The following is a 17,243-nucleotide window of genomic DNA, read 5'->3' as shown; positions in this document are numbered from 1 at the left end:
AGCCCCCTCCCACATTTTTAGATCTTCAGTGTGACTTAGAGCTCGCCTAGGCCATCGATCAGCGCCTGGTTCTGCTCCGGCGTACCGATGCTGATCCGCAGGAACTGGTCAATCCGCGCCTGCTTGAAGTGCCGCACAATCACCCCTTGCTCACGCAACTTGGCCGCCAGGCCGGCGGCGTCGTGCCGTGGGTGACGAGCAAAGATGAAGTTGGCCGCCGACGGCAGCACTTCAAAACCTTTCTCCTCCAACTGCCCGACGACCTTTTCACGGCTGTCGATCACCCACCGGCACGTCTTCTCGACGTACTCACGGTCATCGAACGCCGCCGCCGCGCCGACAATCGCCAGGCGATCGAGCGGATAGGAGTTGAAGCTGTTCTTGACCCGCTCCAGCGCCTCGATCAGGTCCGGGTGGCCCACGGCCAGGCCCACGCGCAAACCGGCCAGTGAGCGCGATTTGGACAAGGTCTGGGTGACCAGCAGGTTCGGGTAGCGATCCACCAGACCGATGGCGGTTTCGCCGCCGAAGTCGACGTAGGCTTCATCCACCACCACCACCGAATCCGGGCTGGCCTTGAGGATCTGCTCCACCGCGTCCAGCGTCAGTACGCAGCCGGTCGGCGCATTCGGGTTAGGGAAGATGATCCCGCCGTTCGGCCTGGCGTAGTCCGCTACGCGGATCTGGAACTGCTCATCCAGCGGCACCGGGTCGGACTTGATGCCGTAGAGGCCGCAGTACACCGGATAGAAGCTGTAGCTGATATCCGGAAACAACAGCGGCAGGTCGTGCTGGAACAGCGCGTGGAAGATGTGTGCCAGGACTTCATCGGAACCATTGCCGAGGAACACTTTGCCGGCGTCGATCGCGTAAAAGCGGGCCACGGCCTGCTTGAGCAGGTCGCTGTTAGGGTCCGGATACAGGCGCAGGTTGTCGTTCAACTCGGCCTGCATGGCCGCCAGCGCCTTGGGCGACGGGCCGTAGGGGTTTTCATTGGTGTTGAGCTTGACCAGCTTGCTCAGCTTGGGCTGCTCACCGGGTACGTAAGGCACGAGGTCCTTGACGAAGGGGCTCCAGAATTTGCTCATGTCTCAGTTCCCCTTATTGTCTTCAAGGATGCGGTATTCGGCGCTACGTGCGTGGGCGCTCAAGGATTCGCCACGGGCCAGTACCGAGGCGGTCTTGCCCAGCTCGGAAGCGCCTTGTGGCGAGCAGAAGATGATCGACGAACGCTTCTGGAAGTCATACACCCCCAGTGGCGACGAGAAGCGCGCGGTGCCGGAGGTCGGCAACACGTGGTTGGGACCTGCGCAGTAGTCGCCCAGGGCTTCGCTGGTGTGGCGGCCCATGAAGATCGCCCCGGCGTGACGAATCGACGGCAGCCAGCCTTGCGGGTCGGCCACGGACAACTCCAAGTGCTCCGGTGCGATGCGATTGGCCACTTCGATGGCCTGCTCCATGTCGCGCACCAGGATCAGCGCACCACGGCCATTGATCGACTTCTCGATGATCTCGGCGCGGTCCATGCTCGGCATCAGCTTGTTGATGCTGGCGGCGACCTGGTCGAGGAACTCGGCGTCAGGGCTGACCAGAATCGCTTGGGCGTCTTCGTCATGTTCGGCCTGGGAGAACAGGTCCATGGCGATCCAGTCCGGGTCGGTCTGGCCGTCACACACCACGAGGATTTCCGAAGGGCCGGCGATCATGTCGATACCGACCTGGCCAAACACGTGGCGCTTGGCGGTGGCGACATAGATGTTGCCGGGGCCGACCACTTTGTCGACCTTCGGCACGCTTTCAGTGCCGTAGGCCAACGCCGCGACAGCCTGGGCGCCGCCGATGGTGAACACGCGGTCGACACCGGCGATGCAGGCTGCCGCGAGGACCAGCTCGTTGATTTCACCGCGCGGCGTCGGCACCACCATGACCACTTCGGTCACACCGGCGACCTTGGCCGGAATCGCGTTCATCAATACCGACGACGGGTACGAGGCTTTACCGCCCGGCACGTACAGCCCGGCGCGATCCAGCGGCGTGACCTTCTGGCCCAGCACGGTGCCGTCGGCCTCGGTGTAGCTCCAGGAATCCTGTTTCTGCTTCTCGTGGTAACTGCGCACCCGCGCCGCCGCGAGTTCCAGGGCTTCGCGCTGCGGCACGGTAATGCGCGTCAGGGCCAGCTCCAGGCGTTCGCGGGGCAGGATCAGGTCCGACATGGACTTGACGTCCAAACCGTCGAACTGGCGGGTGAAGTCCACCAACGCGGCGTCACCGCGCTCGCGCACGGCCTTGATGATGTCGAGCACCCGCTGGTTGACCGAGTCGTCGGACACACTTTCCCAACTCAGCAGATGATCCAGATGATGGGCGAAATCCGGGTCGGCAGCGTTGAGTCGGGCAATTGCAGTGGACGTGGTCATAGCGAGGGCCTCATAGGATTGGCAAAAACTCAGGCGCCCGAAGGTGCGCTGACATTCAATAACGAATCGCGTTGGTGCTGCGGTCGTGCCAGGCAAGGCGCGGGACGCCGGTAAGGGTTGTTTCCTTACCAAGTCCCGCAACGCAGCATGGCGCGGCCACAGTACCAACCCGTAGGGCCTTGCCTCAAAAGGCAGGCTGCTACGCGTGGCTAGGTATTGAAAAAGAATCTTCTACTAACATAACTTGCCTTTTGGGGTAAGGCGCGATTCGTTATTGAACGTCAGCGCACCTTCCCAGCAGTCGTTTTCCGCTTGGGCACCTGAGAATTCTGGCTATGAGGCGGATAGACGGGCGCAGCCGTTTGGCTACGCGGGTGAGTCAACCGCGGTGTCGAGACTCCACTGCGTTGCGCAGGGTGTCGATCAACGCCTGGATACGCGCGTGCTGCATCTTCATCGATGCCTTGTTGACGATCAGGCGAGAGCTGATGTCAGCAATGAAATCCTGGGGCTCCAGGCCGTTGGCGCGCAGGGTGTTGCCGGTGTCGACCACGTCGATGATCTTGTCGGCCAGGCCGATCAGCGGTGCCAGCTCCATCGAGCCGTACAGCTTGATGATATCGACCTGGCGGCCTTGCTCCGCGTAGTAACGCTTGGCGATATTGACGAACTTGGTGGCCACCCGCAGGCGCCCCTTGGGCTCGACGTCACCGACCCGGCCAGCGGTCATCAGCTTGCACAGGGCAATACGCAGGTCCAGTGGTTCGTACAGGCCCTGGCCACCGTATTCCATCAATACGTCTTTACCGGCGACACCCAGGTCGGCGGCACCGTGTTCAACGTAGGTCGGCACATCGGTAGCCCGCACGATCAGCAGGCGAACGTCGTCCTGGGTCGTAGGGATGATCAACTTGCGGCTCTTGTCCGGATTCTCGGTCGGCACGATGCCCGCTTCAGCCAGAAGCGGCAAAGTGTCGTCAAGGATACGGCCCTTGGACAGTGCGATGGTCAACATGGGAAACGTCAGTCCTTCATCAGGCTATTGCGGTCTGGTCGCAAACGGCGCCAGACACAGATCGAGGCCATTACAGCCTCGATTTGAAACAAATCAGCTAACCGCAAACTGTGGCGAGGGCGCTTGCTCCCGTTGGACTGCGTAGCAGTCCCGCTCTTGGGGCCGCTTCGCGACCCAGCGGGAGCAAGCTCCCTCGCCACAATTGCAGTCCTTGGACTAGCCCGGTACCCGGCGGATCTTCGCGCCGAGCATCTGCAGTTTTTCTTCGATGCACTCGTAGCCACGGTCTATGTGGTAGATGCGGTCGATCAGCGTGTCGCCCTCTGCGCACAGTGCGGAGATCACCAGGCTGGCCGAGGCCCGCAGGTCGGTGGCCATGACGGGCGCGCCTTTGAGCTTGTCGATGCCGGTCACAATGGCCGTGTTGCCTTCGACCTGGATCTTCGCGCCCATGCGGTGCAGTTCATACACGTGCATGAAGCGGTTTTCAAAGATGGTCTCGATCACGGCACCGGTGCCTTCGGCAATCGCGTTCAGGGAGATGAACTGCGCTTGCATGTCGGTCGGGAACGCCGGGTACGGGGCGGTCCGCACGTTGACGGCTTTTGGCCGCTTGCCGTGCATGTTCAGCTCGATCCAATCTTCACCGGTGGTGATTTCAGCGCCGGCTTCCTTAAGTTTTTCCAGTACGGACTCAAGGATGGTCGGATCAGTGTCCTTGACCTTGACGCGACCACCGGTGACGGCGGCGGCGACCAGGTAGGTCCCGGTCTCGATGCGGTCCGGCATCACCTTGTAGGTGGCCGAATGCAGGCGTTTTACACCTTCAATGGTGATGGTGTCGGTGCCGGCGCCGCGGATGTTGGCGCCCATGGCGATCAGGAAGTTGGCCAGGTCGACCACTTCCGGCTCGCGCGCGGCGTTTTGCAACACACTGCGACCGTTAGCCAGGGCCGCGGCCATCATGATGTTCTCGGTACCGGTCACGCTCACGGTATCAAAGAAGAAGCTGGCGCCACGCAGGCCGCCTTCCGGCGCCTTGGCCTTGATGTAGCCGCCTTCGACGTCAATGGTAGCACCCATGGCTTCAAGACCACGGATGTGCAGGTCCACCGGACGCGAACCGATCGCGCAACCGCCAGGCAGGGCCACTTCGGCTTCGCCGAAACGGGCGACCATCGGGCCAAGCACCAGGATCGACGCACGCATGGTTTTCACCAGCTCATACGGGGCGATCAGGGTCTTGATGGTGCGCGGGTCGATTTCAACCGACAGTTTTTCGTCGATCACCGGCTCAATGCCCATGCGACCGAACAGCTCGATCATGGTGGTGATGTCGTGCAGGTGCGGCAGGTTGGCCACGGTCACAGGACCATCGCACAGCAGGGTCGCTGCCAGGATCGGCAAGGCGGAGTTTTTCGCACCGGAAATGCGGATCTCGCCATCAAGGCGGGCACCGCCGGTAATAATCAATTTATCCATAAGAATCTCGACGCCTTGGGGGCTCAGGTGCGCTCGGCCCAGGCCGCGCGGCTGAAAAATTTCATAGTGACCGCATGGATGCTGCCATCGGTGATCCACGGGTTCAAATGGGCATAGACCTGCTGTTGACGCTTGACCGGGCTCAGCGCCGCCAGTTCATCGCTAATCAAATTCAGCTGGAAGTTGCAGCCTTCGCCTTCAACTTCTACGTTCGTTTCCGGCAGCTTTCCTTCAAGGAAGCTCTTAACTTCTAGGGCCTGCATGCTCAACCTCTATCGGCGCCCAGTGCGCACGGGTCGCACATCATACAAAAAAGCCCCGCGCCTGCGAACCCCGCATAGCAGGACTCTGACGGGGGGCTTCCTTGAAAATGTGTATTAAGGATGCGCCAACAGCTCGGTCAGACCGTAAACCTCGGCAATTTCACGCATGTCATCGGGCAGCGCACTTATGCTGACCGGTTTTTTGGCTGCCTCGGCATCACGTATAAAGCACAGCAGTAACGACAAACCGACGCTGCTGGACTTGCTCACCGCCGAGCAATCGAGCACCAGCGACGGCGCGGTGCTCGCTTTGATCAGCGCCTGCCCCTGCTTGCGCAAGTCCGGCCCGGTGCGGTAATCCAGCACACCGCTGAGGAACAACTCGCCGGCGTCGCCGATACGAACAGCCGCCTCGGTCATTGCGCGGGCTTCCCAGCAGCTTTATCGGTCTCTTCCTTGGCCTTGGCCACTTCACCAGCCCAACCATTGATGGTCTTGTCCAGGTCGTTGCCATTGCGCTGCATCGCATCAGCGAACTGGTCACGGAACAGCTTGCCGATGTTGATACCGTTGATGATCACGTTACGCAGCTTCCACTCGCCGCTGACCTTTTCCAACGTGTACTGCACAGGATAGATCGCGCCGTTGCTGCCCTTGACGGTCATGCCGACACTGGTGCGATCGCCCGACTCATCCTTGGCGGGATCGACAGTGATCCCCTGGTTGTTGTATTCGAGCAGGGCGTTACCGTAGAACTGGAACAGGCCCTTCTTGAAGTTTTCCTGGAATGTCTGCATCTGCGCGGGCGTGGCCTTGCGCGAATACTTGACCGTCATGATGCTGCGCGAAATACCTTCGGCGTCCACGACCGGGCCGACAATGGTATTGAGCGAGTCGTAAAACTTAGTCGGGTCTTGCTTGTACTGTTCTTTATTGGCGGTCAGGTCAGCCAACATTTTGCTGGTCGTGTCCTGCACCAGTTCGTGCGCAGAACCCGCCGCGTTGGCCATCAACGGCAGTGCTGCAAGCAGTACCAGCAGACCACGTCGCAAGGTAGAGATCATGAACAGAGTCCTCATTTGGCGTCTTTATTGACCGTATTGAGCAGGAATTTACCGATCAGGTCCTCAAGCACCAGCGACGACTGTGTGTCGTGGATGGTCGAGCCATCCTTGAGCAGAGCAGTTTCACCACCCACGCTGATCCCGATGTATTTCTCGCCCAGCAAGCCCGCAGTGAGGATAGACGCAGTAGAGTCGGTTGGTAGGTTATCTACCTTCTTGTCCAACTGCATCGTCACTCGCCCGGTGAAGCTGTCGCGATCCAGATCGATTGCCGAGACCTTGCCGATGGTCACACCGGCCATGGTCACTTTAGCTCTGACAGTCAAACCGGCGATATTGTCGAAGTACGCGTAAAGTTTATAAGTATCGGCGGTGGGGCTGGCCGAAAGGCCGCTGACTCGCAGGGCAAGCAACAGTAAAGCCAGGATGCCAGCCAGCAAGAAAAGGCCGACACCGATTTCCACAGTGCGGTTTTGCATCAGAAATCTCCAAACATCAAGGCGGTCATAATGAAGTCAAGGCCCAGTACCGCCAGCGAGGCGTACACAACGGTCTTGGTGGTGGCGCGACTGATCCCTTCTGAAGTGGGCTCACAGTCATAGCCTTGGAATACGGCGATCCAGGTCACGACAAAGGCGAAGACAATGCTCTTTATAATGCCATTGAGCACGTCGCCGTTGAAGGTCACGCTGTTTTGCATGTTGGCCCAGTAGGAGCCGTCGTAGACCCCCAGCCAGTCCACCGCAACCCATGAACCGCCCCAGATACCCACCACGCTGAAGATCATCGCCAGCAGCGGCAGGGAAATGAAGCCGGCCCACAGGCGCGGTGCAACAATGTACTTGAGCGGGTCCACACCGATCATCTCCAGGCTGGACAACTGCTCGGTGGACTTCATGTTGCCGATTTCGGCGGTCAGCGCAGAACCGGCGCGCCCGGCGAACAACAGGGCCGCGACGACCGGGCCGAGTTCACGCAACAGCGTCAGGGCGACCATCTGCCCCACCGCCTGTTCCGAGCCGTAGCTGGACAGGATATTGAAGCCTTGCAACGCCAGCACCATGCCGATGAAGAGCCCGGAGACCACGATGATCACCAGGGACATCACACCGACGGCGTGCAGTTGCTTGATTAGCAGACCGAAGCTGCCGCCAATGCCACCACGGCCGAGCAAGGCGTGGAACAGGAAAATCGTCGAACGGCCGAGCACTTCGATGATGTCGATGCCGGAACGACCGAAAAGGCGCACCTTCTCGATAAGAGATGTCTTGCGCATCAGCGCTTCCCCAGAAGATCTGAGCGGTAGTCCGCTGCCGGAAAATGAAAAGGCACCGGGCCATCGGGATCGCCGGTCATGAATTGGCGAATGCGCGGGTTGTCAGCGTTCATCAGTTCTTCCGGCGTTCCCTGCCCCAGCACCTGGCCATCACCGACCACATAGAGGTAGTCGGCGATGCTCGCGGTCTCGGCCAGGTCGTGGGAGACCACGATACTGGTAATCCCCAGCGCATCGTTGAGCAGGCGGATCAGGCGCACCAGCACGCCCATGGCGATCGGGTCCTGCCCCACGAAGGGTTCGTCATACATGAGAATCTGCGGATCGAGGGCAATAGCACGCGCCAATGCGACACGACGCTTCATGCCGCCGGACAGTTCGTCCGGCATCAGGTCGAGGGCTCCGCGAAGGCCCACGGCTTGCAGTTTCAGCAGCACAATGTCACGAATCATTTCATCGGACAGCTGAGTATGCACCCGCAGCGGAAACGCGACGTTTTCGAACACATCGAGGTCGGTGAACAGCGCACCGCTTTGGAACAGGACCCCCATGTGCTTGCGCGCATCGAACAGATCGCTGCGCGACAGCGTCGGCAGGTTCTGGCCGTTGACCCATACTTCGCCTGCGTTGGGGCGCAATTGCATGCCCATCAGGCGCAACAGGGTGGTCTTGCCGCAACCGGAAGGCCCCATGATGCCCGTGACCTTGCCGCGGGGAATGCGAATATCGACGTTATTGAAGATGCTGCGCGTCCCGCGCTTGAAGGTAAGGCCCTTCAGCTCGACCGCGTAGGCGTTATCGGCACTCATCTAAACTCCTTGGGATGCAGCCTTTCACTCAGACACCACGTTTGCGACAAACGTTTGCAACGGTTGCGCGATATATAGTTAGCCACATGGGCTGGGTGGACCGAGCTGGCGGCGAACTATATCACTGCTGGTGCAGAGCCCCCAAGGCCGGAACAGCGCTTGTTCAGATTGGGGACAGGGAAAAAACATTGCTGGCTATGTTACCGAGGAAGGAGTCTGAAGCGCCTGACGACTAAAGGCTGACGAACTTGCGTGAGGGAATTGATCATTACCGTTATAATCGCCGACTTTTCGTCAGGCTATACGATTTCAGACATGAGCCAATCCAGCGACCTTATCCAATCCGCACAACGCACCATCCGCCTCGAGCTTGAAGCCGTAGAAGGCTTGTTGGCCCATATCGACGCAGATTTCGTGCGCGCCTGCGAGATGATTCTGGCCAGCAAAGGCCGCGTTGTTGTGGTCGGCATGGGCAAGTCCGGTCACGTCGGCAACAAGATCGCCGCCACCCTGGCAAGCACCGGGACCACAGCGTTTTTCGTCCACCCGGCCGAAGCCAGCCATGGCGACATGGGCATGATCACCAAGGATGACATCATCCTCGCACTGTCCAACTCCGGCACCACCAACGAAATCGTGACCCTGCTGCCGCTGATCAAACGCCTGGGCATCCAGATGATCAGCATCACCGGCAACCCGGAGTCGACACTGGCCAAGGCCGCCGAAGTAAACCTGAATGTTCACGTGACCGCTGAGGCCTGCCCGCTGAACCTGGCACCGACCTCCTCCACCACCGCCGCGCTGGTCATGGGCGATGCCTTGGCCGTGGCGCTGCTGGAAGCGCGCGGTTTTACGGCGGAAGACTTCGCGTTTTCCCATCCGGGCGGTGCGCTGGGCCGACGCCTGCTGTTGAAAGTGGAAAACGTCATGCATTCCGGCGATGAACTGCCCCAGGTACAGCGCGGTACCCTGCTGAAGGACGCGCTCATGGAGATGACCCGCAAGGGCCTGGGCATGACCGTGGTCCTGGAAGCCGACGGACGCCTGGCCGGCGTCTTCACCGACGGAGACCTGCGCCGCACCCTGGACCGCACTATCGATATCCACACCGCCACCATCGATGCGGTGATGACCCCCCACGGCAAGACTGCACGCGCGGAAATGCTGGCGGCCGAGGCCCTGAAGATCATGGAAGACCATAAGATCGGCGCGCTGGTGGTGGTCGATGGCGACGACCGCCCGATTGGCGCCCTGAACATGCACGACTTGCTGCGTGCGGGAGTGATGTAAATGACCAGCGACCTGTTGCAACGCGGCAAACACATCAAGTTGGCGATTTTCGACGTTGACGGCGTGCTGACCGATGGCCGCCTGTACTTCCTCGAAGACGGCAGCGAATTCAAGACGTTCAACACCCTCGACGGCCAGGGCATCAAGATGCTCATGGCGGCGGGCGTGCAAACCGCGATTATCAGCGGTCGAAAAACCCCGGTTGTGGAACGCCGCGCACAAAACCTGGGGATTCCTCACCTGTATCAGGGCCGGGAGGATAAACTAGTCGTCTTGGACGAGCTGCTTGGCCAACTCAACCTAAGCTATGAGCAGGTTGCCTATCTGGGCGACGACCTGCCCGACCTGCCGGTGATCCGCCGGGTGGGCTTGGGCATGGCTGTCGCCAATGCGGCGGCATTTGTTCGCGAGCATGCCCACGGCATCACCACGGCCCGTGGCGGCGAAGGCGCCGCCCGCGAGTTCTGCGAGTTGATCCTGCGTGCCCAGGGCAGCCTTGAAGCGGCCCACGCCGCCTACCTATAGAGCGTTTTATGCTGAGCAAAAAGATTCGCAACTTCCTGCTATTCGGGGTCATCGCCGCGCTGCTCCTGGCGGTTGGCTACTGGAATATCAGCCCGGAGCGCTTTCTCGACCAGCCTGTTGCGCAGGCTGACCAAGGCGCTATCGACTATTACGCCACCAATGCCTACAGCGTGCAGTTCCTACCTGACGGCAAAGTGCAGTACGAAATGACATCGGACAAAGTCGAACACTTGAAGGCATCCGAAGTCACCCTGCTGACCAACCCCGACCTGAATCTGTACCGCGGCACCGAATTCCCCTGGCACGTCACCAGCAAGCGTGGCGAAGTCAACCCGGACGGCACCGAAGTGGAACTGATCGACTCGGTACGCGTCGCACGGACTGACGCGCAGAACCGCGACACCATCATTACCAGCAGTCGCATGACCGTATTCCCACAGAAGCAATATGCGCAGACCGAGCAAGACGTTAGAATCGACGGCGCTGGCGGTGTATCGACTGGCAAGGGAATGAAAGCGTATTTGAAAGAAAGCAGGATACACCTGCTATCGAACGTAAGAGGACAGTATGAGGCTCGTTAAAACCCTCCCTATTTTGCTCGGTCTGGGCGCAGCACTGGGAAGCGTGAGCGCCTGGGCTCTGCCGAACGATAGCCAGCAACCGATCCACATTTCGGCCGACGATGCACAGCTCGATGACAAACAAGGCGTCGCGACCTACACCGGTGGCGTGATCATTACCCAGGGCTCGATGAAGATCACCGGCAACACGGTGACGCTGACTCGCACCCCTGCTGGCGACATCGACGTTGTGACTTCCGTGGGCAACCTGGCTTACTTCGAACAGAAGCAGGCGCCCGCCGATACCGCACCAATGAAGGGCTACGGCAAAACCATCCAGTATCACGCCCAGCAAAACCGCATCGTGCTGATCGACCAGGCCAAGGTACTGAGCCCCGACGGCAACTCCACGGAAGGTGAAAAGATCACCTATGACACCGTGAAGCAGATCGCCAACGCCGGTCGCGCCAACGGCAGCAAGGTCACCGCACCACGCCCACGTATCGACATGGTTATCCAGCCGAAGAAGAAGGCCGAGTAATGGCAACCCTGAAAGCCCAGCATCTGGCCAAGGCCTATAAAGGCCGTCAGGTCGTGCGCGACGTCAGCCTGTCGATCGACAGCGGCCAGATCGTCGGCCTGCTTGGCCCCAACGGTGCCGGCAAAACCACTTGCTTCTATATGATCGTCGGCCTGGTTCAGGCAGACCAGGGTCGCGTGTTGATCGACGACCTGGACGTCAGCCACCAGCCGATGCACGGCCGCGCGCGCGCCGGTATCGGCTATCTCCCCCAGGAGGCGTCGATCTTCCGCAAACTGTCGGTCGCCGATAACATCATGGCGATCCTCGAGACCCGTAAGGAACTCGACCGCGACGGCCGCCGCAAGGAGCTGGAAAGCCTGCTGCAGGAGTTCCACATCAACCACATCCGCGACAACCTCGGCATGAGCTTGTCCGGTGGTGAACGTCGCCGCGTGGAGATTGCCCGCGCACTGGCCACTGCGCCGAAGTTCATCCTGCTGGACGAACCTTTTGCCGGTGTCGACCCGATCTCGGTTGGCGACATCAAGCAGATCATCCATCACCTCAAGGCCAAGGGCATCGGTGTACTGATCACCGACCACAATGTCCGCGAGACCCTCGATATCTGCGAAACTGCATATATCGTCAATGATGGGCAACTGATCGCAGAAGGCGATTCGGCCACTATTCTGGCCAACGAACTGGTCAAGGAAGTGTATCTGGGCCACGAGTTCCGCCTGTAAGCCTGCCGGTAGAAAATGGCGGTGGCAGGCCGTTCGCCAAGGTGCGCGGGAGTCAATGAAAACCTCCGGATTTTTATTGTTACCGCGCTCTAGGCAAAGCCCCCGATATCAGGCATATAATTTGCTTATGTTTGGCGCTCACGCGCCCTGTCGTGGATGGCGCATTGCGCCGGCGAATAAGGTGTTAAGCCCCTGCCATGAAACCATCGCTAGTCCTGAGAATGGGCCAGCAGCTGACGATGACACCGCAGCTGCAACAGGCCATCCGCCTGCTCCAATTGTCGACACTGGACCTACAACAGGAAATCCAGGAAGCCTTGGAGTCCAATCCGATGCTCGAACGCCAGGAAGAAGGCGACGACTTCGATAATGCAGACCCACTGGCCGACAACGTCGAGCAAAAACCCAATTCCGACGTGCAGGAACCCTCTTACCAGGAAACCGCCCCTACGGTGGATAACCTGGAGGAAGGCGAATGGAACGAACGCATCCCCAACGAACTTCCCGTGGACACCGCCTGGGAGGACGTCTACCAGACCAGCGCCAGCAGCCTGCCGAGCAATGATGACGACGAGTGGGATTTCACCACCCGCACCTCAGCCGGCGAGAGCCTGCAGAGCCACTTGCTGTGGCAATTGAACCTGGCGCCGATGTCCGACACCGATCGCCTGATCGCCGTGACCCTGATCGACTGCATCAATAACCAGGGTTATCTGGACGAGACGCTCGAAGAGATTCTTGAAGCCTTCGACCCGGAACTGGACATCGAGCTGGACGAAATCGAAGCCGTCCTGCACCGCATCCAGCAGTTCGAGCCCGCCGGCATTGGCGCACGCAACCTTAGCGAGTGCCTGTTGCTGCAATTGCGCCAACTGCCCGCCAAGACCCCTTGGCTCGCTGAAGCCCAGCGCCTGGTCACCGACTACATCGACCTGCTGGGCAGCCGCGACTACAGCCAACTGATGCGCCGCATGAAGCTCAAGGAAGACGACCTGCGCCACGTCATCGAGCTGGTGCAAAGCCTCAACCCGCGTCCGGGCTCGCAGATCGAGTCCAGCGAAGCCGAATACGTCGTCCCCGATGTGATCGTGCGCAAGGACAACGAGCGCTGGCTGGTGGAACTGAACCAGGAGTCGGTGCCGCGCCTGCGGGTCAACCCGCAATATGCCGGTTTTGTGCGTCGTGCCGACACCAGTGCCGACAACACCTTCATGCGCAACCAGTTGCAGGAAGCGCGCTGGTTCATCAAGAGCCTGCAAAGCCGCAACGAAACCCTGATGAAAGTGGCCACCCAGATCGTCGAGCACCAGCGCGGCTTCCTGGAATACGGCGACGAAGCGATGAAACCCCTGGTTCTGCACGACATCGCAGAAGCGGTGGGCATGCACGAATCGACGATTTCCCGGGTAACGACGCAAAAATTCATGCATACCCCACGGGGTATATATGAGTTGAAGTACTTTTTCTCCAGCCATGTCAGCACCTCCGAAGGCGGCGAATGCTCGTCCACGGCGATCCGCGCGATCATCAAAAAACTGGTTGCCGCGGAAAATCAGAAAAAGCCGTTGAGTGACAGCAAGATCGCTGGTTTACTGGAGGCACAAGGCATTCAGGTCGCCCGTCGAACCGTCGCCAAGTACCGCGAGTCCCTTGGGATTGCGCCTTCCAGCGAGCGTAAGCGTTTGATGTGACGGGCAGGCCACAGCGTTCCAGTGGCGGGTATTCCTACCCGTCGCTTTATGCACTGGCAACGAAGGAGAAGCTGTATGCAAGTCAATATCAGTGGACACCAACTGGAAGTGACCGAAGCGCTGCGCACTTATATCGGCGAAAAACTCAAACGAATTGAGGGGCATTTCGACAAGATCACCAACGTGCAAGTCATTATGACTGTCGAAAAGCTGAAGCAGAAAATCGAAGCCACCTTGCGTATACCCGGCGGGGAAGTCGTCGCCAATGCTGAGCATTCTGATATGTATGCCGCCATTGACGACCTGACCGACAAGCTGGATCGCCAAATCAAAAAGCATAAGGAAAAGCAGCAGAGCCTCCTTCAGGGCACCGGCCGCTAACACTCCCCACCCATGATCCGACTTGAAACCATCCTGACTCCCGGCCGTTCCGTTGTGAACGCGCCGGGGGGCAGCAAGAAGAAAGCCCTCGAACAGATTGCCAACCTGATCAGCAAACAAGTGCCTGAATTGGAGATGCAAGATGTCTACGAGGCTCTGATTGCCCGTGAAAAACTCGGCTCGACCGGTTTTGGTAACGGCATCGCCATTCCTCACTGCCGCCTCAAAGGCTGCGAGACACCTGTCAGCGCCCTGCTGCACCTGGACGCTCCCATCGATTTCGACGCCATCGACGGTGCGCCGGTCGACCTGCTGTTTGTGTTGCTGGTCCCGCAAGCCGCCACCGATGCACACCTGGAACTGCTCCGGCAGATTGCAAGCATGCTCGACCGCAAGGAAGTACGCGACAAACTGCGCAGCGCCAGCAGCAATGAGGCGTTGTATCAGGTTGTCCTGGATGAACAAAACGGGCATTAATCATGCGTTTGATCATCGTCAGCGGCCGCTCCGGCTCAGGTAAAAGCACCGCCCTCAATGTTCTTGAGGACAACGGTTTCTATTGCATCGACAACCTACCCGCCGGCCTGCTGCCGGAGTTGGCGGAGCGCGCGCTGATCCACACCGAACTGGCACAGCCGTTGGTCGCCGTTTCGATTGATGCCCGCAACCTGCCCAGCCACCTCTCGCGCTTCCCGGAACTGCTTGAGGAAGTACGTGCCAAGCACATTCACTGCGATGTGCTGTACCTGGATGCCGACGAAGAAACCCTGCTCAAACGTTTCTCCGAGACTCGTCGACGCCACCCCCTCAGCAGCCCACACCGTTCGCTGGCCGAAGCCATCGAGGACGAGACCAAGCTGTTGGGGCCGATCATTGACCTCGCCGACCTCAAGATCAACACCACCAGCCTCAACCTGTACCAACTACGCGATGCCATCAAGCTACGCCTGCTGAACCAGCCCGAACCCGGCACGGCCTTTCTGGTCGAGTCGTTTGGCTTCAAGCGCGGTATGCCGGTGGATGCCGACCTGGTATTCGATGTGCGCTGCCTGCCCAATCCCTACTGGAAGCCGGAGTTGCGTGATCAATCAGGGTTGGACCAGCCTGTGGCGGACTATCTGGCCGCGCAACCGGATGTCGAGGAGATGTTCCAGGACATCTCCAGCTACCTGCTCAAATGGTTGCCGCGCTTTGCCGCGAGCAACCGGGCCTATGTCACCATTGCCATCGGCTGCACCGGCGGCCACCACCGCTCTGTCTATCTGACCGAACGCCTGGGCCAGACGCTGCAACAAACCCTCAAGAACGTCCAGGTTCGCCACCGAGACCTTAGCTGAAAGGAACACCCCCGCGATGCCCGCTCTGGAAATTGAAATCATCAACAAGCTGGGCCTGCACGCCCGGGCCTCAGCCAAGTTCGTCGGCATCGCCGGGCAGTTCCCCTGCCAGGTCCGCGCTGGGCGCACCCCAGAATCCATGGTCGACGGCAAAAGCATCATGGCGATGATGATGCTGGCCGCCGGCAAGGGCACCAAGATTCATTTGAAGACGGAAGGCGAGCAAGAGCAGGAAGCGATGGACGCCCTGGTCAAGCTGATCAATAACTTCTTTGATGAGGGTGAATAAGCCCACCCTTTGAGACAGCGGCTGAAGCCGCAACAGCTTCAGCCCAGCGCGGTATCCATCACCATCATCAAACAGAACCCAATGCACAATCCCAGGCTGGCGAGCTGTTCATGGCCATTGCGCCGCGACTCGGGGATCACCTCGTGAGTGACCACCAGCAGCATCGCGCCGGCAGCCAACGCCAAGCCTAGCGGTAGCAACACTTCTGCCAGGCTCACCAACCAGGCGCAAAGCACGGCAAATATCGGCTCGACCAGACCCGAGGCCGCACCGATCAGGAACGCCTTGACCCGCGACATCCCTGCCCCAGCCAACACCAACGCAATCACTAGGCCTTCGGGCACATCCTGCAAGGCAATGCCCATGGCCAGGCTGTCGGCATCCGGCATACCGCCGCCCGCCGAAACGCCCACGGCCATACCCTCCGGGATGTTGTGCGCAATGATGGCAAATACGAACAGCCAGATGCGTGGCGGGATCACCGGGTGCTCCGGCGTGCCGACCAGCATTTCCGGGCTGGCACCGGAGACCTTGCGGTCGACCAGGTACAACCCGAACGCCCCCAGCAGGATGCCAACGCTGATCAAGCCACTCGCGCCCCACGGGGTGAGCCCCAGGCCCTCAGCCGCCGCAATGCCCGGTACGATCAGTGAAAACGCTGTCGCCGCGAGCATCACTCCGGCACCGAAACCCAGCAAGGTATCGCTCAACGCTGCCGGCATGCGCCGGATAACCAACACAGGCACGGCGCCCAACGCGGTGCCGAGCGCGCAGATCGCCCCACCCTGCAGGGCTCGCAGGATGCGCGGCTCCAAGTCCAGCCAGGCGAATCCTTGAGCCACCAGCAATGCAGTACCTGCCAATAGCAGCAGCGAGCCAAACGTATAACGAAACATTCGCACGCCGCTGATCGCCAGTGTTTCAGTGCCCATAGTCAGCCTTAAGTCTTGGTAGAGAGGGTGATATCAGGCCAGGGCGGCCTGGTAGCGGGCAGCAACTTCCGGCCAGTTGATAACCCTGTAGAAAGCATTGATGTATTCAGGCCGACGGTTCTGGTAGAGCAGGTAGTAGGCGTGTTCCCACACATCCAGGCCGAGGATCGGAGTGTTGCCGTTCATGAGCGGGCTGTCCTGGTTGCCGCTGCTCTCCACCACTAAGGTCTTTTGCGGGGTGACGCTCAGCCAGGCCCAGCCGCTGCCGAAGCGCGTCAACGCGGCTTTGGTGAAGGCGTCCTTGAAACTGTCGAAGCCGTCCAGTTGCTCATCGATCGCCTGGCCCAGCGCGCCCTCGGGTTTGCCGCCACCTTTGGGCGACATTACCGCCCAGAACAACGAGTGGTTGGCATGACCACCGCCTTGATTGATCACCGCAGCGCGCAGTTTCTCGGGCAGTTGTTGGACGCTCGATACCAGCTTCTCTACCGGCCAGCCCGCAAACTCGGTGCCCTCCACGGCGGCATTGAGGTTGTTGATATAAGCCTGGTGGTGCTTGGTGTAGTGAATTTCCATGGTTTGCGCATCGATATGCGGCTCCAGGGCATCGTAGGCGTAAGGCAAGGCAGGCAAGGTGTAGGACATA

22 protein-coding genes are annotated in these 17,243 nt (G+C 59.9%); 10 read left to right on the top strand and 12 right to left on the bottom strand.

Features of this window, described 5'->3' with window-relative positions:
• Window positions 1-35: 35 nt before the first annotated feature.
• The 10 genes from hisC to ACS5Q8_RS04535 all read right to left on the bottom strand — a co-directional run bounded on the left by hisC (window position 36) and on the right by ACS5Q8_RS04535 (window position 8,326).
• Window positions 36-1,088: a histidinol-phosphate transaminase gene (gene hisC / locus ACS5Q8_RS04580; RefSeq protein ID WP_276196539.1), complete on the bottom strand. Its 1,053-nt coding sequence runs from the start codon at window positions 1,086-1,088 to the stop codon at window positions 36-38.
• A 3-nt stretch (window positions 1,089-1,091) separates the two neighbouring features.
• Window positions 1,092-2,417 (bottom strand): histidinol dehydrogenase, encoded by a 1,326-nt coding sequence (gene hisD, locus ACS5Q8_RS04575; RefSeq protein WP_465159869.1) that lies wholly within the window; start codon window positions 2,415-2,417, stop codon window positions 1,092-1,094.
• Window positions 2,418-2,796: 379 nt separating this feature from the next.
• Window positions 2,797-3,432: an ATP phosphoribosyltransferase gene (hisG, locus tag ACS5Q8_RS04570; protein ID WP_017845970.1), complete on the bottom strand. Its 636-nt coding sequence runs from the start codon at window positions 3,430-3,432 to the stop codon at window positions 2,797-2,799.
• A 216-nt stretch (window positions 3,433-3,648) separates the two neighbouring features.
• A complete protein-coding gene (gene murA, locus ACS5Q8_RS04565) occupies window positions 3,649-4,914 on the bottom strand; it encodes a UDP-N-acetylglucosamine 1-carboxyvinyltransferase (protein WP_247395978.1) in 1,266 nt (421 codons plus the stop codon).
• 23 nt (window positions 4,915-4,937) lie between these two features.
• Window positions 4,938-5,177, bottom strand: a complete 240-nt coding sequence (locus ACS5Q8_RS04560) for a BolA family protein (protein WP_247395979.1) — start codon at window positions 5,175-5,177, stop codon at window positions 4,938-4,940.
• A gap of 114 nt (window positions 5,178-5,291) precedes the next feature.
• On the bottom strand, window positions 5,292-5,597 hold the full coding sequence (locus ACS5Q8_RS04555) for an STAS domain-containing protein (protein WP_276196537.1): 306 nt from the start codon (window positions 5,595-5,597) through the stop codon (window positions 5,292-5,294).
• Entirely contained in the window at window positions 5,594-6,241 is a 648-nt protein-coding gene (locus ACS5Q8_RS04550; protein ID WP_276196536.1) for an MlaC/ttg2D family ABC transporter substrate-binding protein, read from the bottom strand. The genes ACS5Q8_RS04555 and ACS5Q8_RS04550 overlap by 4 nt, the downstream gene beginning before the upstream one ends.
• An 11-nt stretch (window positions 6,242-6,252) precedes the next feature.
• Complete coding sequence (gene mlaD, locus ACS5Q8_RS04545; RefSeq protein ID WP_247395982.1) at window positions 6,253-6,720, bottom strand: outer membrane lipid asymmetry maintenance protein MlaD; 468 nt, start codon at window positions 6,718-6,720, stop codon at window positions 6,253-6,255.
• Window positions 6,720-7,517 carry a lipid asymmetry maintenance ABC transporter permease subunit MlaE gene (gene mlaE / locus ACS5Q8_RS04540; protein WP_247395983.1) on the bottom strand — a complete coding sequence of 266 codons (798 nt, stop codon included), beginning with the start codon at window positions 7,515-7,517 and terminating at the stop codon, window positions 6,720-6,722. The genes mlaD and mlaE overlap by 1 nt, the downstream gene beginning before the upstream one ends.
• Window positions 7,517-8,326 carry an ATP-binding cassette domain-containing protein gene (locus tag ACS5Q8_RS04535; RefSeq protein ID WP_276196535.1) on the bottom strand — a complete coding sequence of 270 codons (810 nt, stop codon included), beginning with the start codon at window positions 8,324-8,326 and terminating at the stop codon, window positions 7,517-7,519. Before ACS5Q8_RS04535 ends, mlaE begins: the two co-directional genes overlap by 1 nt.
• 315 nt (window positions 8,327-8,641) lie before the next feature.
• Here ACS5Q8_RS04535 and ACS5Q8_RS04530 point away from each other — a divergent pair, with 315 nt between their 5' ends.
• From ACS5Q8_RS04530 to ACS5Q8_RS04485, 10 genes are all read left to right on the top strand, one after another.
• The gene (locus tag ACS5Q8_RS04530; protein WP_276196534.1) at window positions 8,642-9,616 is read left to right on the top strand and encodes a KpsF/GutQ family sugar-phosphate isomerase; all 975 of its coding nucleotides are present in this window, start codon (window positions 8,642-8,644) and stop codon (window positions 9,614-9,616) included.
• Window positions 9,617-10,141, top strand: coding sequence for a KdsC family phosphatase (locus tag ACS5Q8_RS04525; RefSeq protein ID WP_017738753.1), 525 nt, complete (start codon window positions 9,617-9,619; stop codon window positions 10,139-10,141).
• An 8-nt stretch (window positions 10,142-10,149) separates the two neighbouring features.
• Window positions 10,150-10,722: an LPS export ABC transporter periplasmic protein LptC gene (lptC, locus tag ACS5Q8_RS04520; RefSeq protein ID WP_276196533.1), complete on the top strand. Its 573-nt coding sequence runs from the start codon at window positions 10,150-10,152 to the stop codon at window positions 10,720-10,722.
• Window positions 10,709-11,242: a lipopolysaccharide transport periplasmic protein LptA gene (lptA, locus tag ACS5Q8_RS04515; RefSeq protein WP_247395988.1), complete on the top strand. Its 534-nt coding sequence runs from the start codon at window positions 10,709-10,711 to the stop codon at window positions 11,240-11,242. The genes lptC and lptA overlap by 14 nt, the downstream gene beginning before the upstream one ends.
• Window positions 11,242-11,967 carry an LPS export ABC transporter ATP-binding protein gene (gene lptB, locus ACS5Q8_RS04510; RefSeq protein ID WP_049709979.1) on the top strand — a complete coding sequence of 242 codons (726 nt, stop codon included), beginning with the start codon at window positions 11,242-11,244 and terminating at the stop codon, window positions 11,965-11,967. Before lptA ends, lptB begins: the two co-directional genes overlap by 1 nt.
• Window positions 11,968-12,164: 197 nt before the next feature.
• The gene (locus ACS5Q8_RS04505; protein ID WP_247395989.1) at window positions 12,165-13,658 is read left to right on the top strand and encodes an RNA polymerase factor sigma-54; all 1,494 of its coding nucleotides are present in this window, start codon (window positions 12,165-12,167) and stop codon (window positions 13,656-13,658) included.
• A 75-nt stretch (window positions 13,659-13,733) separates the two neighbouring features.
• Complete coding sequence (gene hpf / locus ACS5Q8_RS04500; protein WP_247395991.1) at window positions 13,734-14,039, top strand: ribosome hibernation-promoting factor, HPF/YfiA family; 306 nt, start codon at window positions 13,734-13,736, stop codon at window positions 14,037-14,039.
• A 12-nt stretch (window positions 14,040-14,051) separates the two neighbouring features.
• On the top strand, window positions 14,052-14,516 hold the full coding sequence (gene ptsN, locus ACS5Q8_RS04495; RefSeq protein ID WP_247395993.1) for a PTS IIA-like nitrogen regulatory protein PtsN: 465 nt from the start codon (window positions 14,052-14,054) through the stop codon (window positions 14,514-14,516).
• 2 nt (window positions 14,517-14,518) lie between these two features.
• A complete protein-coding gene (rapZ, locus tag ACS5Q8_RS04490; RefSeq protein WP_463856055.1) occupies window positions 14,519-15,376 on the top strand; it encodes an RNase adapter RapZ in 858 nt (285 codons plus the stop codon).
• A gap of 16 nt (window positions 15,377-15,392) precedes the next feature.
• Window positions 15,393-15,665, top strand: a complete 273-nt coding sequence (locus tag ACS5Q8_RS04485) for an HPr family phosphocarrier protein (protein WP_276196531.1) — start codon at window positions 15,393-15,395, stop codon at window positions 15,663-15,665.
• A 38-nt stretch (window positions 15,666-15,703) separates the two neighbouring features.
• Here ACS5Q8_RS04485 and ACS5Q8_RS04480 read toward each other — a convergent pair whose 3' ends face one another.
• Together ACS5Q8_RS04480 and ACS5Q8_RS04475 are read right to left on the bottom strand one after the other, a co-directional pair.
• A complete protein-coding gene (locus tag ACS5Q8_RS04480) occupies window positions 15,704-16,597 on the bottom strand; it encodes a ZIP family metal transporter (protein ID WP_443693318.1) in 894 nt (297 codons plus the stop codon).
• A 33-nt stretch (window positions 16,598-16,630) separates the two neighbouring features.
• Window positions 16,631-17,242, bottom strand: a complete 612-nt coding sequence (locus ACS5Q8_RS04475; protein ID WP_276196529.1) for a superoxide dismutase — start codon at window positions 17,240-17,242, stop codon at window positions 16,631-16,633.
• Between the last annotated feature and the right edge of the window lies 1 nt (window position 17,243).

The sequence above is a fragment of the Pseudomonas sp. PAMC25584 genome, assembly GCF_058135675.1.
Note: the sequence above shows the minus strand (reverse complement) of the source record. Positions and strands in the feature narration are given on the sequence as shown.

Excerpts from the sequence above, each read along its gene's own strand:
- hisC (WP_276196539.1), bottom strand. The coding sequence starts at position 1,088 with ATGAGCAAATTCTGGAGCCCCTTCGTCAAGGACCTCGTGCCTTACGTA.
- hisD (WP_465159869.1), bottom strand. The coding sequence starts at position 2,417 with ATGACCACGTCCACTGCAATTGCCCGACTCAACGCTGCCGACCCGGAT.
- hisG (WP_017845970.1), bottom strand. The coding sequence starts at position 3,432 with ATGTTGACCATCGCACTGTCCAAGGGCCGTATCCTTGACGACACTTTG.
- murA (WP_247395978.1), bottom strand. The coding sequence starts at position 4,914 with ATGGATAAATTGATTATTACCGGCGGTGCCCGCCTTGATGGCGAGATC.
- ACS5Q8_RS04560 (WP_247395979.1), bottom strand. The coding sequence starts at position 5,177 with ATGCAGGCCCTAGAAGTTAAGAGCTTCCTTGAAGGAAAGCTGCCGGAA.
- ACS5Q8_RS04555 (WP_276196537.1), bottom strand. The coding sequence starts at position 5,597 with ATGACCGAGGCGGCTGTTCGTATCGGCGACGCCGGCGAGTTGTTCCTC.
- ACS5Q8_RS04550 (WP_276196536.1), bottom strand. The coding sequence starts at position 6,241 with ATGATCTCTACCTTGCGACGTGGTCTGCTGGTACTGCTTGCAGCACTG.
- mlaD (WP_247395982.1), bottom strand. The coding sequence starts at position 6,720 with ATGCAAAACCGCACTGTGGAAATCGGTGTCGGCCTTTTCTTGCTGGCT.
- mlaE (WP_247395983.1), bottom strand. The coding sequence starts at position 7,517 with ATGCGCAAGACATCTCTTATCGAGAAGGTGCGCCTTTTCGGTCGTTCC.
- ACS5Q8_RS04535 (WP_276196535.1), bottom strand. The coding sequence starts at position 8,326 with ATGAGTGCCGATAACGCCTACGCGGTCGAGCTGAAGGGCCTTACCTTC.
- ACS5Q8_RS04530 (WP_276196534.1), top strand. The coding sequence starts at position 8,642 with ATGAGCCAATCCAGCGACCTTATCCAATCCGCACAACGCACCATCCGC.
- ACS5Q8_RS04525 (WP_017738753.1), top strand. The coding sequence starts at position 9,617 with ATGACCAGCGACCTGTTGCAACGCGGCAAACACATCAAGTTGGCGATT.
- lptC (WP_276196533.1), top strand. The coding sequence starts at position 10,150 with ATGCTGAGCAAAAAGATTCGCAACTTCCTGCTATTCGGGGTCATCGCC.
- lptA (WP_247395988.1), top strand. The coding sequence starts at position 10,709 with ATGAGGCTCGTTAAAACCCTCCCTATTTTGCTCGGTCTGGGCGCAGCA.
- lptB (WP_049709979.1), top strand. The coding sequence starts at position 11,242 with ATGGCAACCCTGAAAGCCCAGCATCTGGCCAAGGCCTATAAAGGCCGT.
- ACS5Q8_RS04505 (WP_247395989.1), top strand. The coding sequence starts at position 12,165 with ATGAAACCATCGCTAGTCCTGAGAATGGGCCAGCAGCTGACGATGACA.
- hpf (WP_247395991.1), top strand. The coding sequence starts at position 13,734 with ATGCAAGTCAATATCAGTGGACACCAACTGGAAGTGACCGAAGCGCTG.
- ptsN (WP_247395993.1), top strand. The coding sequence starts at position 14,052 with ATGATCCGACTTGAAACCATCCTGACTCCCGGCCGTTCCGTTGTGAAC.
- rapZ (WP_463856055.1), top strand. The coding sequence starts at position 14,519 with ATGCGTTTGATCATCGTCAGCGGCCGCTCCGGCTCAGGTAAAAGCACC.
- ACS5Q8_RS04485 (WP_276196531.1), top strand. The coding sequence starts at position 15,393 with ATGCCCGCTCTGGAAATTGAAATCATCAACAAGCTGGGCCTGCACGCC.
- ACS5Q8_RS04480 (WP_443693318.1), bottom strand. The coding sequence starts at position 16,597 with ATGGGCACTGAAACACTGGCGATCAGCGGCGTGCGAATGTTTCGTTAT.
- ACS5Q8_RS04475 (WP_276196529.1), bottom strand. The coding sequence starts at position 17,242 with ATGTCCTACACCTTGCCTGCCTTGCCTTACGCCTACGATGCCCTGGAG.